The sequence below is a fragment of the Sphingomonas hankookensis genome, assembly GCF_028551275.1.
GTDB classification, from domain to species: Bacteria; Pseudomonadota; Alphaproteobacteria; order Sphingomonadales; family Sphingomonadaceae; genus Sphingomonas; species Sphingomonas hankookensis_A.
On the sequence record NZ_CP117025.1, the window covers coordinates 2,893,462 to 2,908,965 of the forward strand.

At 67.9% G+C, this 15,504-nt stretch carries 15 protein-coding genes; 8 read left to right on the plus strand and 7 right to left on the minus strand.

What is annotated here, in order from left to right; translation table 11 throughout:
- The first annotated feature begins 150 nt into the window (after nt 1-150).
- A complete protein-coding gene (gene chrA / locus PPZ50_RS13710) occupies nt 151-1,329 on the plus strand; it encodes a chromate efflux transporter (protein ID WP_272815326.1) in 1,179 nt (392 codons plus the stop codon).
- Between the two features lie 56 nt (nt 1,330-1,385).
- Nucleotides 1,386-1,880 (plus strand): TlpA family protein disulfide reductase, encoded by a 495-nt coding sequence (locus tag PPZ50_RS13715; protein WP_066689431.1) that lies wholly within the window; start codon nt 1,386-1,388, stop codon nt 1,878-1,880.
- Nucleotides 1,881-2,122: 242 nt separating this feature from the next.
- Here the strand turns inward: PPZ50_RS13715 and typA are convergent, their stop codons facing one another.
- Nucleotides 2,123-3,964 carry a translational GTPase TypA gene (gene typA, locus PPZ50_RS13720; RefSeq protein WP_066689432.1) on the minus strand — a complete coding sequence of 614 codons (1,842 nt, stop codon included), beginning with the start codon at nt 3,962-3,964 and terminating at the stop codon, nt 2,123-2,125.
- A 382-nt stretch (nt 3,965-4,346) separates the two neighbouring features.
- Between typA and PPZ50_RS13725 the strand changes: the two genes are divergently transcribed.
- Entirely contained in the window at nt 4,347-5,540 is a 1,194-nt protein-coding gene (locus PPZ50_RS13725; RefSeq protein WP_066689433.1) for a toxic anion resistance protein, read from the plus strand.
- A gap of 4 nt (nt 5,541-5,544) precedes the next feature.
- Complete coding sequence (locus PPZ50_RS13730; protein WP_066689434.1) at nt 5,545-6,243, plus strand: hypothetical protein; 699 nt, start codon at nt 5,545-5,547, stop codon at nt 6,241-6,243.
- 557 nt (nt 6,244-6,800) lie between these two features.
- Here the strand turns inward: PPZ50_RS13730 and PPZ50_RS13735 are convergent.
- The 5 genes from PPZ50_RS13735 to PPZ50_RS13755 form a co-directional block, all read right to left on the minus strand.
- Nucleotides 6,801-7,541: an energy transducer TonB gene (locus PPZ50_RS13735; RefSeq protein WP_084401428.1), complete on the minus strand. Its 741-nt coding sequence runs from the start codon at nt 7,539-7,541 to the stop codon at nt 6,801-6,803.
- Between the two features lie 153 nt (nt 7,542-7,694).
- Entirely contained in the window at nt 7,695-8,480 is a 786-nt protein-coding gene (locus tag PPZ50_RS13740) for an inositol monophosphatase family protein (protein WP_066689435.1), read from the minus strand.
- Nucleotides 8,473-9,819, minus strand: coding sequence for a TldD/PmbA family protein (locus PPZ50_RS13745; RefSeq protein WP_066689436.1), 1,347 nt, complete (start codon nt 9,817-9,819; stop codon nt 8,473-8,475). The genes PPZ50_RS13740 and PPZ50_RS13745 overlap by 8 nt, the downstream gene beginning before the upstream one ends.
- A gap of 38 nt (nt 9,820-9,857) precedes the next feature.
- Nucleotides 9,858-10,778, minus strand: coding sequence for a 4-hydroxybenzoate octaprenyltransferase (ubiA, locus tag PPZ50_RS13750; RefSeq protein WP_066689437.1), 921 nt, complete (start codon nt 10,776-10,778; stop codon nt 9,858-9,860).
- Between the two features lie 45 nt (nt 10,779-10,823).
- Nucleotides 10,824-11,030, minus strand: a complete 207-nt coding sequence (locus PPZ50_RS13755) for a hypothetical protein (RefSeq protein WP_066689438.1) — start codon at nt 11,028-11,030, stop codon at nt 10,824-10,826.
- A 98-nt stretch (nt 11,031-11,128) separates the two neighbouring features.
- Here PPZ50_RS13755 and PPZ50_RS13760 point away from each other — a divergent pair, with 98 nt between their 5' ends.
- The 4 genes from PPZ50_RS13760 to PPZ50_RS13775 all read left to right on the plus strand — a co-directional run bounded on the left by PPZ50_RS13760 (nt 11,129) and on the right by PPZ50_RS13775 (nt 14,032).
- Nucleotides 11,129-11,404, plus strand: coding sequence for a hypothetical protein (locus PPZ50_RS13760; protein WP_066689439.1), 276 nt, complete (start codon nt 11,129-11,131; stop codon nt 11,402-11,404).
- Entirely contained in the window at nt 11,404-11,718 is a 315-nt protein-coding gene (locus tag PPZ50_RS13765; protein ID WP_066689440.1) for a DMT family transporter, read from the plus strand. Before PPZ50_RS13760 ends, PPZ50_RS13765 begins: the two co-directional genes overlap by 1 nt.
- Nucleotides 11,719-11,847: 129 nt before the next feature.
- On the plus strand, nt 11,848-12,591 hold the full coding sequence (locus tag PPZ50_RS13770) for a 16S rRNA (uracil(1498)-N(3))-methyltransferase (protein ID WP_066689441.1): 744 nt from the start codon (nt 11,848-11,850) through the stop codon (nt 12,589-12,591).
- A gap of 67 nt (nt 12,592-12,658) precedes the next feature.
- The gene (locus PPZ50_RS13775; RefSeq protein WP_066689508.1) at nt 12,659-14,032 is read left to right on the plus strand and encodes a glutamate--cysteine ligase; all 1,374 of its coding nucleotides are present in this window, start codon (nt 12,659-12,661) and stop codon (nt 14,030-14,032) included.
- 85 nt (nt 14,033-14,117) lie between these two features.
- Here PPZ50_RS13775 and PPZ50_RS13780 read toward each other — a convergent pair whose 3' ends face one another.
- A complete protein-coding gene (locus tag PPZ50_RS13780; protein ID WP_272815327.1) occupies nt 14,118-15,437 on the minus strand; it encodes a methyltransferase family protein in 1,320 nt (439 codons plus the stop codon).
- Between the last annotated feature and the right edge of the window lie 67 nt (nt 15,438-15,504).

The following is a 15,504-nucleotide window of genomic DNA, read 5'->3' on the forward strand; positions in this document are numbered from 1 at the left end:
GCGGGCGGGGCTGCGCGAGGGGGCGATCTTGACTTCGTTGCCCGGTCGGTGTGCAATTCCGCCTACGGGCAATGCGGACGCCCGTTCAGACGCCTGCGTCCAAGTTCCGCTCCACCGGCCGCGTTCGCGCGGCCTTGGGAGCGTTCGTTCATGGAAATTGCCGCACCGTCCCGTCCGCCGTCGATCGGCTTGATACCACTATTCTGCAAATTCCTGCGCTTCGGCTGTCTCGCCTTTGGCGGCCCGGTCGCGCAGATCGCGATGTTGCGGCAGGCGCTGGTCGAGGAAGAACGCTGGATCGACAAGGGCCGGTTCAATCGGCTGCTCGCCGTGCTGCAAATCCTGCCCGGGCCCGAAGCCCACGAACTCTGCGTCCATTTCGGCGTGCTGGCGCGCGGGCGGATCGGCGGGCTGCTCGCCGGCCTCGGTTTCATGCTGCCCGGCTTCTGCCTGATGCTGCTGGTCGGCTGGCTGTACGTCACCGTCGTGCAGGGCAGCGTGGCGCTCGGAGGCCTGCTGCTCGGCATCCAGGTCGCGATCCTCGCCGTCATCCTGCGTGCCGTCATGCGGATCGGTCAGCATGTCGTGGAGGATCGGCTGCTGGCGCTGATCGCGCTGGCGGCGGTCGCCGCGACGCTGGGCCGGGTGCCGTTCTGGATCCCGTTGCTGGCTGGCGGCGCCGTCTATGCAATGAAGCACCGCCCGCCGCTTGCGCTCGCGATCGGACTTGCCGGCATCGCCGCCGCCGTTGCCAGCCTCTCCATCGCCCCGCCCACCCCTGCCGCAGCGTCGGTCCAGCCGCTCACGGTCGTCGCGCTCTTCATCGCCGGGTTGAAAGGTGGCCTGCTGACCTTTGGCGGGGCCTATACCGCCATCCCCTATGTCCGTGCCGATACGGTCGGCCGTGGCTGGATCGGCGATGCGGCGTTCCTAGACGGGGTCGCCTTCGCCAATGTCATTCCCGCGCCGCTGGTCATCTTCGCGACCTTCGTCGGCTTCGTTGCGGGCGGCCTGGCCGGTGCGCTGGCGATCACGCTCGGCATGTTTGTCCCTGCCTTCGCCTTTTCGCTGATCTTCTTCGAACGGCTCGAGCGCGTCGTCGACGCCCCCTCGCTGCGCCATGCGCTGACCGGCGTGGCGGCGGCGGTTGTTGGAATCATCGCCGCGACCTTCGTGCAACTGGCGCTGGTGACCGGCGGGCGGGTCGATCCGCCGGTCGGCGCGGCGCTGTTCGCCGCAGCGCTGGCAATGGCGTGGCGATTGAAGGGAGGCTGGGTGACGCCGACGATCGTCGCGGTCGGCGCGACGGTCGGATGGCTGTTCCTGTGACCGCCGCTTGACCGCCGCCGCGTTCGCGCGATGATGGCGGCAGGGGGGACACGAACATGCCGAACTGGACTCTACCGCTCGCCGCCGCGCTGATCGTCGCGACGCCGGCCGCCGCCAAGGAACTGAAGGTCGGACAGCCTGCGCCGCCGATCGAACTGACGCTGGCCGACGGGACGAAGACCACCATCGCCGAGCATCGCGGCGAGGTCATCCTCGTCAATTTCTGGGCGACCTGGTGCGTGCCGTGCCGCGTCGAGCTGCCGCTGCTCGACGGCTATTACCGTCAGGTCAAGAAACATGGCGCCCGAGTCTTCGCGGTCACCACCGAAGGGTCGGTGCCGATCTACAAGATGAAGGCGCTGTTCGCCGCGCTGGCGATCACCCCGGCCAAGGCGATCAAGGGCATCACCCATGCCCGGCCCGCCGTCCCGACCAACTACATCATCGATCGCCGCGGGATCGTCCGCTACGCCAAGGCCGGCGCGATGGATCTGGACGACCTCAATCGCGAACTGATCCCGTTGCTGCGGGAGCCGGTGCCGGACGCCTGAGGGGCGGTGGGTGTCGAGGCCCGCCGCTTAAGGCGATAGCTCACCCCGATCGTCACCCCGGGCTTGACCCGGGGTCCCGCTTCTTCTCGAGAGCGCCGCAACCGCCCGTCGCCGAACGACAAACCGCCCCGGAATCGCTTCCGGGGCGGCTTTCGTTTCCGGTGGCCCGACGTGGCAAAGCCACGTCGTCGGTCCTTGCCTTCCGCAAGGCCGGCCGGGCGAGCCTTGAGGCTCGGCCGAGCTTACGCTGCGGCCTTGGCCCGGCTCGCCTTCTTCCGCTCGTGCGGGTCCAGGTGCCGCTTGCGCAGACGGATGTTCTTCGGCGTCACCTCGACCATCTCGTCATCGTCGATATAGGCGATCGCCTGTTCCAGCGTCATCTTCTTCGGCGGGGTCAGGCGGATCGCGTCGTCCTTGCCGCCCGATGCGCGGAAGTTCGTCAGCTGCTTCGCCTTCATCGGATTGACCTCGAGGTCGTCCGTCTTGGCGTTCTCGCCGATGATCATGCCCTCGTACAGCGCTTCGCCATGCCCGACGAACAGGATGCCGCGTTCCTCGAGCGGACCCAGCGCATAGCCCTGCGCTTCGCCGGCACCGTTCGAGATCAGCACGCCGTTCTTACGGCCTTCGATCTGGCCCTTGTGCGGACCGTACTTCTCGAACAGCCGGTTCATGATGCCGGTGCCGCGCGTGTCCGACAGGAACTCGCCGTGATAGCCGATCAGGCCGCGCGACGGTGCCGAGAAGGTGATGCGCGTCTTGCCGCCACCCGACGGGCGCATGTCGGTCATCTCGGCCTTGCGCTGGTTCATCTTGTCGACGACCGTGCCCGAGAACTCCTCGTCCACGTCGATCACGACGGTTTCGTACGGCTCGGTCTTGTTGCCCTGCTCGTCGGTGCCGAACAGCACGCGCGGACGCGAAATGCCCAGTTCGAACCCTTCGCGGCGCATCGTTTCGATCAGCACGCCCAGCTGCAATTCGCCGCGGCCGGCGACTTCGAAGCTGTCGCGGTCGTCGGCTTCGGTGACCTTCACCGCCACGTTCGATTCCGCTTCGCGCATCAGGCGGTCGCGGATCATGCGGCTGGTGACCTTGGTGCCCTCACGCCCCGCCATCGGCGAATCGTTCACCGCGAAACGCATCGACAGCGTCGGCGGATCGATCGGCTGCGCCTTCAGCGGCACGCTGACCGACGTATCGGCGATGGTGTTGGCGACGGTCGCGACGGTGAGACCCGCCAGCGAAATGATGTCGCCCGCCTTCGCCTCGTCGACCGGCACGCGCTCCAGCCCGCGGAACGCCATGATCTTCGACGCGCGGCCGGTTTCGATCACGTTGCCGTAATTGTCGAGCGCGTGGATCGGCTGGTTCAGCTTCACCGTGCCCGAATTGACGCGGCCGGTCAGGATGCGGCCGAGGAAGTTGTCGCGGTCGAGCAGCGTCACCAGGAAGGTGAACGGCGCATCGACGTCGAGCGCGGGCGGCGGGACATGGCTGACGATCGTCTCGAACATCGGCTGCAGCGTGCCTTCGCGCGCATCCATGTCGGTCGAGGCATAGCCGTTGCGGCCCGACGCATAGAGCACCGGGAAATCCAGCTGTTCGTCATTCGCGTCAAGCGACACGAACAGGTCGAACACCTCGTCCAGCACTTCCTGGATGCGCGCGTCGCTGCGGTCGACCTTGTTGACCACGACGATCGGCTTCAGGCCCAGCGCCAGCGCCTTGCCGGTCACGAACTTCGTCTGCGGCATCGCGCCTTCCGACGAATCGACCAGCAGCACGACGCCGTCGACCATCGACAGGATGCGCTCGACCTCGCCACCGAAATCGGCGTGGCCGGGGGTGTCGACGATGTTGATCCGCACCGGTTCGCCACCCGCCGGCGGCACCCATTCGACCGAGGTCGGCTTGGCGAGAATGGTGATCCCGCGTTCCTTTTCGAGGTCGTTCGAGTCCATCGCGCGTTCCTCGACGCGCTGATTGTCGCGGAACGTGCCGGACTGACGGAACAACTGATCGACGAGCGTGGTTTTGCCGTGATCGACGTGGGCGATGATCGCCACGTTGCGAAGGCTCATGGTATTTCCTGGATACTGCGGGAGTGCAATTGGCCGCGCGCTTAGCGTATTTCGCGCCAAACCGGAAGACCCCTGCTTGTTGCGTTGCGGCATGGGACAAGAAGAAGATGGTTCACGCGAAGGCGCGGAGGCGCGGAGGGGTGCGCCTGGCTCCAAGCTCACCCGCGCCAGCGGCCTCGTCTCCATCGGTTCAGCGAGCGAAGGCGTCTCCCGGTCGCGGGCGTTTTCCCGGTACGAAACCCCTCCGCGCCTCCGCGCCTTCGCGTGAACCAACCTTCTTCCTGCCTGCCGACCTTGCACCCCCAACGTGTATTACATAAATAGGACAGTTGAACGATACCGTGTTCGCATGGCATCAACCGGCGGACGACGTGGAGGAAATATGGCAACGCAGACGACCGAAGAGCCAGCACTGGTGCTGACCCCGCCAGATCCGGTGCCGACCGTCGCCCCGGCCAAGGCCGCCGGGCTGGTCCCGGTCGACGATACCAAGCGCACCGAACTCCAGCGCCGCGTCGACGACTTCATCGATCAGCTGGTCGCCCAGGACGCGAACTCGCCCGAATTCGGCAAGCGGGTCGATGCGATCAGCAACCTGGGCGCACGCGAAATCCGCGAGGCCGCCGGCCAGTCGAACCGCTTCCTCGACCGCCCCGTAAAGGCGATGGACCAGGAATCGGGCGTCGGCGCCGATCTGGCGCAACTGCGCCGCACGATCGAGGACCTCGATCCCGGCCGGCAGGGCAATCTGCTCGAACCCAAAAAGCTGTTCGGCATGATCCCGTTCGGCAACAAGGTCCGCGACTATTTCGACGGGTACAAGTCCGCGCAGAGCCACATCGCCTCGATCCTCAAGCGGCTCCAGTCCGGCAAGGACGAGCTGTTGATGGACAATGCCGCCATCGACACCGAACGCGCGAACCTGTGGACCGCGATGGGCCGCCTCGAACAGATGATCTATCTGTCGCAGGAGATGGACGGCAAGCTGGAGGAAAAGGCCAACGAGCTGGACCACACCGACCCGGCCAAGGCCAAGGCGATCCGCGAAACCGCGCTCTTCTACGTCCGCCAGCGGTCGCAGGACCTGCTGACCCAGATGGCGGTGACGGTACAGGGCTATCTCGCACTCGACTTGGTCAAGAAGAACAATGTCGAGCTGGTGAAGGGCGTCGACCGCGCCAGCACCACGACGGTCGGCGCGTTGCGCACCGCGGTGACGGTCGCGCAGGCGCTGACCAACCAGAAGCTGGTGCTCGAACAGATCACCGCACTCAACACCACCACCGCCAATATCATCGATTCCACCGGCAAGCTGCTGCGGTCGCAGACCGCGACGATCCACGAACAGGCCGCCGCCTCGACCATTCCGGTCGAAGTGCTCCAGCGTGCCTTCCAGAATGTTTATGACACGATGGACGCGATCGACACCTTCAAGCTGAAGGCGCTGGATTCGATGAAGACCACCATCGGCACCCTGTCCAACGAGGTCGAGAAGTCGAAGGGCTATATCGCCCGGGCCGAGGGCGCGTCGCAAAATGCGCAGGGCGGCGAAACCTTCAAGCTGGAGGCGATGTAACGCGATGTCGCGCAGCGACGAGGTCCTCGAACGCGCCAGCTTGACGCTCGAACGCGCCCGCGAACGCCACGGCGCCGTAGCCCCCCGCGCCCGGCGCAGGCGCGAGGCGGAGGTCCTGCGCCGCCTCGGCCGCATCGCTGCGGCCGATGGCGCGATCATCCTCGCCGCCCTGGTCATCGGCTGGTTCGTGCCGCTGGGTCTGGGCGGCGCGATGATCGTCATGGCGCTGCTGATCGCCGCGACCGCGCTGTTCGCGCTGATGCCGGTCACCCGCGAAGTCGCCGTCGAGCAACTGGGTCAGGCCCCGATCAAGTCGCTCCCCGCCCAGACCGAACTCTGGCTCGCCACCCAACGCCCCGCCCTCCCCGCGCCCGCCATCACACTGGCCGACGCGATCGGCGTCAAGCTAGACACGCTCTCGGCGCAGCTCGCCACCCTGCCCGACGACGAACCGGCGGCGGCCGAAGTCCGCAAGCTGGTCGGCGAGCAACTCCCCGAACTGGTCCGCGGCTACCGGCGCGTCCCCGAACCGCTCCGCCGCGTCGAACGCAACGGCCGCACCCCGGACCAGCAACTGGTCGACGGGTTGAAGATCATCGACAGCGAAATCGCCGCGATGACGCAACAACTGGCCCAAGGCGACCTCGACAGCCTCGCGACGCGCGAGCGGTTTCTGCAGATCAAGTATCAGGGCGAGGAATAGGCCGGAACGTCCTCTCCACCTCCATCGTCACCCCGGGCTTGACCCGGGGTCCCGCTTCTTGTCCGACCGCAGGTAAAAGCGGACCGGCATCCAGTCAGAACGGACGAAATCGACCCCGTCGTCCGACGCGGTTGAATCCGGCCGACCTCAAACGGCACCGTTTGTGCTGAGTAGGGACTGAGCGAAGTCGAAGGCCCGTATCGAAGCACTTGGTAAGCGGTCCCTAGGCACGAACGCTTCAACCTCAGGTCATAGTGCTCCAGCCGCCTACTCGGGCCAGTACCAACCCCGGCCGCGGCCCCGTCATTCCCGCGAAGGCGGGAAGCCATACACGCCGACATCGGCGATGGAACCACGGCCGCAGCGTCTATCGATCCCGCCTTCGCGGGAATGACGCCAGATACCCAGAAACCATTTTCCTACACCGCCCGAACCGCCCTACCCTCCGTGCGGCTCTTTCCCACCGTCGATCCAACACCTCCGCCACATGCGAATGCTACGCAACAACGCAAACACGTCACTAGTGTGAACTTAGTGAACTTTGGCGCGAATCCGCGCTATTCGCGGTCGCGTTCCACGTCCCAATAATGGCGCTGCACCATCACCGACGGCACCGGCCGCCCCCGCCCGTCGAGCGAGGGTCGGAACCGGAAGGCACGCTCGACCTGCCGGCAGGTCGCGGCATCGATCGCGCGATTGCCGCTAGAGCGCATGATCTGGCACTCGCTCGCCCGCCCGTTGACCTCGACGATATAGCGCACCTCGACCGAGCCTTCGAAGCCATATTCCTCCAGCTCGCGCGGCAGCCGCGCGCCCTGCAACGACCCGCCGATCTGCTCGGGCGGCGTATCGCCCCCGCCGCTCCCGTCGCCATCGCCCTCGCCACCGCTACCCAAGCCATCGCCGACCCCGCCGGCCCCGGTCCCCGGCCCGACCGTATCGGTCGCGCCTGACGATGCGTCATTCCCTGGCCCGGCGACCGGTGCGGTGACGACCGGCGGCGGCACCGGCAGCGGCACGACGGGCGGCGTGGCGACGATCTCGGTCGCCTTGGACCGGATATTGGGCGGCGCGGCACGTCCCTCCGGCCGCCCCTGCCGCACGACCTGCGGCACCGGTGGCGGGGGCGGCGGATCGGGTGGCGGCGGCAGGATGTCGAACGTCGCCAACGCACTCTGCGCCGTCCGCGTGACGTCCACCCCCAGCCCGACGATCAGCGCCCAGCCAAGCAGCACGTGCAGGCCGACCGTCACGGCCATCGCGCCGATACGGCTCCGGTCGGGAAGGGTCGTGGTCATCGCCATGATGCTGGCACAACGCCGATGAATGGCGGCTGATCCGTTCCTCGCCCACGGTCGGCGTATCCCCGCGAAGGCGGGGATCCAGAGCCGCAAGCGCTACCGTCGCGTTCCTGATCCTGGATCCCCGCCTTCGCGGGGATACGGCCGAGCCTACCTTTTCCCCAACGCCACGATCGCCCGGTCCCTCAACCGCTCCACCGCCGCACCATGGATGCCCGGCGCCGCCGCCATCACCCCGAAGAACTGTGGCCGTGCCTGGTTAAAGCGCAGCTTCCGCCCGATCGCATCGGTCACCGTCGCCCCCGCCTCGCGCGCGATCAGGATGCTCGCCGCCACGTCCCACTCGTTTCCCCAGCGAAGCGTCGCCAGGAAATCCGCCTCCCCGCTCGCCACCATCGCCATGCGCAGCGCGATCGAATTGGGCTTGGCGACCATCAACAGGTCGCGGTCCGCCTTGGGCAGCGCGTCGACCGGGGTCCGGCTGCCGGCGAAGTCGACGCGCGGGCTGACCGCCAGCCGCTCGCCGTTCATCCGCGCCCCCTGCCCCGCCGCCGCCGTCCAGCGCTGCCGCCGGACCGGCGCGTCCAGCACCCCCAGCACCGGCTGGCAATCCTCGATCAGCGCGACCGATACCGCCCATCCGTCGCGCCCGCGAATATAGTCGCGGGTGCCGTCGATCGGATCGACGATCCACACCTGCCGCCGCGCCAGCCGGCTCGCATCATCGGCCGTCTCCTCCGACAGCCAGCCCGCCTCGGGCAGCAGCGCGGACAGCCGCTCGCGCAGCAGCCGGTCGACGGTCAGGTCGATCTCGCATACCGGATTACCCGGCGCCTTTTCCCATGTCTGGAAATCACCAAGCCAGCTGGCCAGCGCCAGCGCCGCCGCCTCCCCCGCAATCGCGGTTACCTCGTCTAGCAGCGCCGCCTCAGCCACCCGCCACCGTCATGCCATCGACCCGGATCGTCGGCACATTGACACCCTGCCGATGCTCCAGATCACCCGCCGCACGCATCGACAGCAGCATCGGGCGCAGATTGCCGGCGATGGTGATGCCCGACACCGGCCGCGTGATCTCACCCTTTTCGATCAGGAAGCCCGACGCCCCGCGGCTGTAATCGCCGGTGACGCCGTTCACCCCCTGCCCGATCAATTCGGTCAGCAGGACGCCGCGCTCGACATCCTCGATCAACGCCGCGACGCTGCCGCTGCCCCCGGCCAGATGGACGTTGCCCGTCGTCACACCCGGCGGACCGCTCAAGCCCCGCGAGGCATGGCCGGTCGGCTCCAGCCCCAGCTGCCGCGCCGACGCGCTGTCGAGCAGCCAGGTCTGAAGCACGCCCCGCTCGACCAGCGCCATCGGCGATACCGCCAGCCCCTCGCCATCGAACGGCCGTGCGCGCAGTCCATGCGGACGGTGCGGATCGTCGATGATCGACAGCCCCTCGGGCAGGATCGCATGGCCGAGATGTTCGCGCAGGAAGCTGGTCCCGCGCGCGATCGACGGGCCAGAAATAGCGCCCAGCACATGGCCGATCAGGCTGCCGCCGACGCGCGGGTCGAACACGACCGGCATCGCCCCGCCATCAATCTTCACCGGGTTCAGCCGCGCGACGGCGCGCTCGCCGGCGCGACGGCCGACCGTCTCCGGCGACTCCAGCATCGTGCGGTGCCGCGCCGAATGATGGGCATGGTCGCGCTGCATGGCGGCACCCTCGCCCGCCAGCACGCTCGCCGAAATGCCGTGGCTGGTGACGGCATAGCCCTGCGCAAAGCCATGGCTGGTCGCCAGCGCGACGATCGCGCGGTTATAGCCGGCCGATCCGCCCTCGGAATTGCTCACCCCCGCGACCGAACGCGCCGCATCCTCCACCGCCAGCGCCGCCTCGCGCAGCACCTGCGGCGGCACCTCGCCACCATCGTCCAGATCGAGCAGCGGCGGCGCGCCGTGCAGCAGCCGTTCGGCCGGCGCGAGGCCCGCCCAACGATCCTCCGGCGCCGCACGCGCCATCGCCACCACCCGCTCGGCAAGGGCCGCGAGGCCGGTCTCGGACAGGTCCGACGTAGAAACGCTGGCCGACCGCTGCCCGACGAACACGCGCAGCCCCAGCTCCGCACCCTCCGACCGGCCGACATCCTCCAACTGCCCCAGCCGGACCGACACCGACAGCGCGGTATCGGCGACGAGGATCGCGTCGGCGGCATCGGCGCCATGGGCACGGGCGCGGGCGATGGCGGATTGGGCGCGGTCGGCGGCGGTCTGGGGATCGAGCATGGGAGCCAGATGGGAAGCCGCTCCCCTCACGGCAACGCTCATGCCGCCTGCCCCACGGTCAACAGGCCGAGGAACAGCAGCAGTCCGGCATCGCGGTTCGACCGGAACCGGCGCAGCGTGTTCGCCCCGTCGTCGGGCCGGAGCGTCGCGACCTGCCACAACAGATGCAGCGCGGCGGGCAGCAGCGCAACCAGCGCCAGCGGCGTCGGGAACACCCGCCACACCGCCCCCGCCCAGCAGGCAATGGCGACGACATAGAGCAGCCCGACGCCCGGCCGCACCCGCGCGCCCATCGCCCGCGCCGACGACCGGACCCCGACCATCGCGTCATCCTCGATATCCTGGCAGGCATAGATGGTGTCATAGCCGATGACCCACGCGATCGCCCCGGCATAGAGGAACAGCAGCGGCGTCCAGTCCGCCACCGCCATCTGCGCCCACGCGACCGGCGCGGCCCAGCTGAACACCATGCCCAGCCACGCCTGCGGCCACCAGGTGATCCGCTTCATGAAGGGGTAGGCGGCGACCAGCACCAGACTGCCGAGCGCCACGATCGCGGCGGTGAAGTTCAGTTGCAGCAGGACGACGAAGCCGATCAGGCTGAGGAACACCAGCCACACCCAAGCCGCCTTCAGCGACACCGCCCCGCTCGCCAGCGGCCGATTGGCGGTCCGTGCCACCTGCCGGTCGAGATCGCGGTCGACGATATCGTTATAGACGCACCCCGCCCCGCGCATCGCGATGCTGCCGAGCAGGAACCATAGCAGCATGTCCCATCGCTCGACCGCGCGACCCGACAGCGCGATCGCCCACGCGCCGGGCCAATAGAGCAGCCACCATCCGATCGGCCGGTCGAACCGCGCCAGCAAGGCAAAGGGTCGCGCCGCGGCGGGCAGGACGGCGATCAGCCCGCGATGTTCGGTATCGGCGACTTGGGTGGCAGGAGCAGGGGACGACATGCCGCCCCTGCTGCCACGGACCGGCCGGCTTGCACAGGGCGAACGTCAACGCTTGGCCGCCGCCTTGGCCTGCCTGCCATAATGATGATGCGCCGCGATGCAGCCGGCGACCGCGCCCAGCTTGCCATGCCCCTTGCCGACCATGTGTCCGGCAACGCCACCCACGACCGCGCCACGGATGCACCCCTTGGCGAAGGCCGGCTGGCCTGCGATCAACGCGACCGGCAGGGCGAACAGAGCAACGAACCGCATGTCCCGTCTCCTTCTATCGAGACGGTATCTACGGCCCGACCCAAGCCTGGGTTGCGTTAAACTTTCGTCATGTCGCCGGGCCCGCTACGGGAGGAGCCATGGACCTCGACCAGCTGCTTCACCATTATTTCGGCACCGCCGATCCCGACACGCTGATCGCTGCCGAACAGGACGCCGCCCGCGAGCGGATGAGCATCGATTTCGGCGTCGAACGCGATCCCTCGCGCCGGTTCGCCTTGTGGACGCTGATGGACGCCTTCGGCTTCGCCCCGCCGCCGGCGCAAGCGTTCGAGAAGGCGCCAGAACTGCGTGCGGCGGCCGAGCGCTATCTCGACGCCGCCTGGCGGGTCGAGCGCGACGGGACGCCCGACTGATGCCATGGGTGCTGCTGACCATCGCCGGCCTGCTGGAGATCGTCTGGGCCTATTATATGAAGCTGTCCGACGGCTTCTCGAAACCCTGGCCGACGCTTGCGACCTTCGTCGCGATGTTCGCCAGCTTCGGCCTGTTGTCGCTGGCGATGAAGCAGCTGCCGCTCGGCACCAGCTATATGGTCTGGACCGGCATCGGCGCCCTGGGCGCCTTCGTGGTCGGCATCGTGATCCTCGGCGAAGCGGTCACCCCGCTGCGCTTGGTCGCGGCGGCGATGCTGCTCGGCGGGCTGGTGCTGATGAAGCTCGCGTCCTGACCGCCCCCGTATCCCCGCGCAGGCGGGGATCCAGGGTAACGGAGCGGGACGTCTGTGGCTCTGGATCCCCGCCTGCGCGGGGATACGGACGTTTGAACCCGAACCCGATCATCTCTAACCCCCGTCTCCATGCCCGCTACCCCCGCCTGGCCGCCCGATTCGTCGCCCCGCCTGTTCGTTGAACAGCCCCTCGCAGAAAGCGCCCGCATCCGCCTCGACGGGGCACAGGCACATTATCTGCTGTCGGTGATGCGCCTGAAGGACGGCGACGTCGTCCGCCTGTTCGACGACACGGCCGGCGAATGGCTTGCCCGCGCCACGGAGGTGCGCAAGCGCGACCTGATCCTCGCCGTCGAGCACCAGATGCGCCCGCGCGAAATCGTCCCCGACCTGTGGCTGTGCATTGCGCCTACCAAGAAGGGCCGCATCGACTGGGTGATCGAAAAGGCGTGCGAGCTGGGCGTCGACCGGATCGTGCCGGTGCTCACCCGGCGGACGGTGGTCGACCGCCTCAACCTCGACCGCCTGCGCGCCCATGCCATCGAAGCGGCCGAGCAATGCGGCCGCACGGCGCTCCCCGCCTTGCTCGAACCGGTGAAGCTGCCCGCGCTGCTACGCGACTGGCCGGCCGAGCGCGCGCTGTTCTTCGCCGACGAGACCGGCGGCGTCCCCGCCTTCGACGCGATGCGCGCCCGCCCCGGCCCGGCAGCGATCCTGATCGGCCCGGAAGGCGGCTTCGACCCGGAGGAGCGCGAACAGGTCCGCGCCCATCCCCAGGCCATCGGCATGGCGCTCGGCCCGCGCATCCTGCGCGCCGAAACCGCGGCGGCGGCGGCGACCGCGTTGTGGATGGCTGCGGCCGGCGACTGGTAGCCGGGCTTTGCCTGTATCAATGACAGCCCCCTAGCGCGGCCCGTCCGTGCGGCGTATGGGCGCGATCATGAGCACGAAGACCGTTTCGGACAGCAACGCAGCGGTCATCGAGGACCGCTCGCAACTGATCGCCTATTTCGCCGGGGGCGAGAAGCCCGCCGAACGCTGGCGCATCGGCACCGAACATGAGAAGTTCGTCTATCGCACCAGCGACCATGCCGCCCCGTCCTATGACGAACCCGGCGGCATCCGCGACCTGCTCGCCGGCCTCGAACGCTTCGGCTGGCGCCCGGTCGAAGAGGGCGGCAAGGTCATCGCGCTGACCGGCAAGGACGGATCGGTCAGCCTCGAACCCGCCGGTCAGTTCGAACTGTCGGGCGCGCCGCTCGAAAACCTGCACCAGACCTGCGCCGAAACCGGCCGCCATCTCGATCAGGTCAAGGCGGTCGGCGACGAACTCGGCCTCGGCTTCCTCGGGCTGGGCATGTGGCCCGACAAGCGCCGCGACGAACTGCCGATCATGCCCAAGGGCCGCTACGGCATCATGCTCAACCACATGCCGCGCGTCGGCAGCATGGGTCTCGACATGATGCTGCGCACCTGCACGATCCAGGTGAACCTCGACTATGCGAGCGAGGCGGACATGGTGCAGAAATTCCGCGTCGGCCTCGCGCTGCAGCCGCTCGCGACCGCGCTGTTCGCCAATTCGCCCTTCACCGACGGCCTGCCCAACGGCCAGCTTTCCTATCGCTCGCACATCTGGTCCGACACCGATCCCGCGCGCACCGGCATGCTGCCCTTCGTATTCGAGGACGGCTTCGGCTACGAACGCTATGCCGACTACGCCCTCGATGTCCCGATGTACTTCGTCTATCGCGACGGCCGCTATATCGACGCCGCCGGCCTGTCGTTCCGCGACTTCCTGAAGGGTGAGCTGTCGGTCCTGCCGGGCGAAAAGCCGACGATGGAGGATTGGGCCGACCATCTCTCCACCGCTTTCCCCGAAGTGCGCCTCAAGACCTTCCTCGAAATGCGTGGTGCCGATGGGGGGCCGTGGGGCCGCATCTGCGCCCTCCCCGCCCTGTGGGTCGGGTTACTCTACGACCAGGGCGCACTCGACGCCGCATGGGATCTGGTGAAGGGCTGGTCGATCGAGGACCGCCAGCGCCTCCGCGACACGGTCCCTGCGCTCGGCCTCGACGCCCCGCTGCCCGGCGGCGGCACCCTGCGCGATGTCGCGGGTGACGTTCTCGACATCGCCAGCCGGGGCCTCAGCGCCCGCCGCCGCCTCAGCGCCTCGGGCGACGACGAAAGCGGCTTCCTCGAACCGCTGCGCGAAGTCGTCCGTTCGGGCAAGGTCCCGGCGCAGGTCCTGCTCGACAAGTTCGCCGGCGAATGGGGTGGCGACCTGTCGAAGGTGTACGGCGAATATAGTTTCTAAGCAGATCCTCCCCGCTTCGCGGGGAGGGGGGACCGTCCGCGCAGCGGATGGTGGATGGGCGACGCCGCAAACGCTCCGCCCGTGGCTAAGTCCCTCGACCATGCTGCGCATGGTCCCCCTCCCCGCGGGGCGGGGAGGAGCTGAACAGCCGTGTCACCAACCCCCGCCGAACCATCCAGTCGCTATACGCCCGGTACACCGGGTCAGCGCCCAGATGCCATTCCTCGGTCTTCGCCCGCCAGTAATAGACCCCGCTGACGACGGCCAGGATCGCGGTACTCCGCGCCGCCGATGTCCAGCTGTCCGCGGTGGTCAGCACCGGAATCGTCGAAATCCACCAGAACAGGTTCTTCGACAGATAGGCCGGGTGCCGGCTGAACGCATAGGGTCCATGCGTCAGGATGCCGCGATGCGTCAGGTTCGAAAACCGCAACCCGAACGCCATCGTCGCCCACGCATAGATCGCGGTCAGCCCTACCAGCACCGCGCCCACGATCCACAACAGCACCGGATAATCGGCCAGCCAATAGGTCCAGTCCGCCGTTCCCGGATGGTAATCCAGCGGTCCGCCATTGGCCATCAGGATGAACGGCGGATAGCAGATCAGCGCCGCCGACCACCCCGCCGCATAGGGCGTAGCGCTGCGGATATGCGTATCGAGCGGCCGCATCGCAAGGATATAGCCCGCCGTCGCGAACGCCACGTCGATCACGAACATGAAGGTGATGAGCCAATTGGCCAAAGGCACCGGCCCGGTCAGCACGGCGGAGCGCTGCGTGCGGATGAACTCGCCGAACCCCGGCGGCACGATGGCGAGCATGAAGGCGAGGAAGAACGCCTTCACCGCCCAGCCGCGCAGATGGTTCCAGATCGCTTGCGCGTCGATCGGCTCGTCAAGATGCATCGCCCACGCGCCCAGCGCCCAGCAACCGTCCTTCGGCTCGACCAGCCGCCGGTCGATCCACAGCATGTACGGGATCGACAGCACGAACAGCGGCACCGCCGCCGCCCCGAACACCCACATCGAAAAGGCGAACCCGCCCTCCCAATAGAACCGCCCGGTGGCATAGATCCCCGCGATTCCGGCCCAGGTGATCCATAGGCCCGCCAGCTTGGTCAGGCTGATCTCGACCGTTTCGCGCCACGGCCGCACGTTGTTCCAGTCGATCCCTGTCGACGGGTTGCGATGCACCTTGTCGACCAGCAGCGACCAGAGCACCATCGGCAGCGCACAGGCGGCGACGTTGGTCAGCGCCGCATAGGGCCCGTCCATCCCGTAATGCCACGCGACCGCGACCCAGGCGAACAATCCGGCCAGCCCGGCCAACCCCACGCCCGACGATACCGCGGATGCCGGACGCCGGTCGGGTTCGGCTTGCAAGGGCAAGGAGTTGGGCTGATACATGCGCTATCCGCTACACCCGCGATGGTAAGCATCCGGTGAAGCATATCCTTTTCAAAAGGAAGTCCCT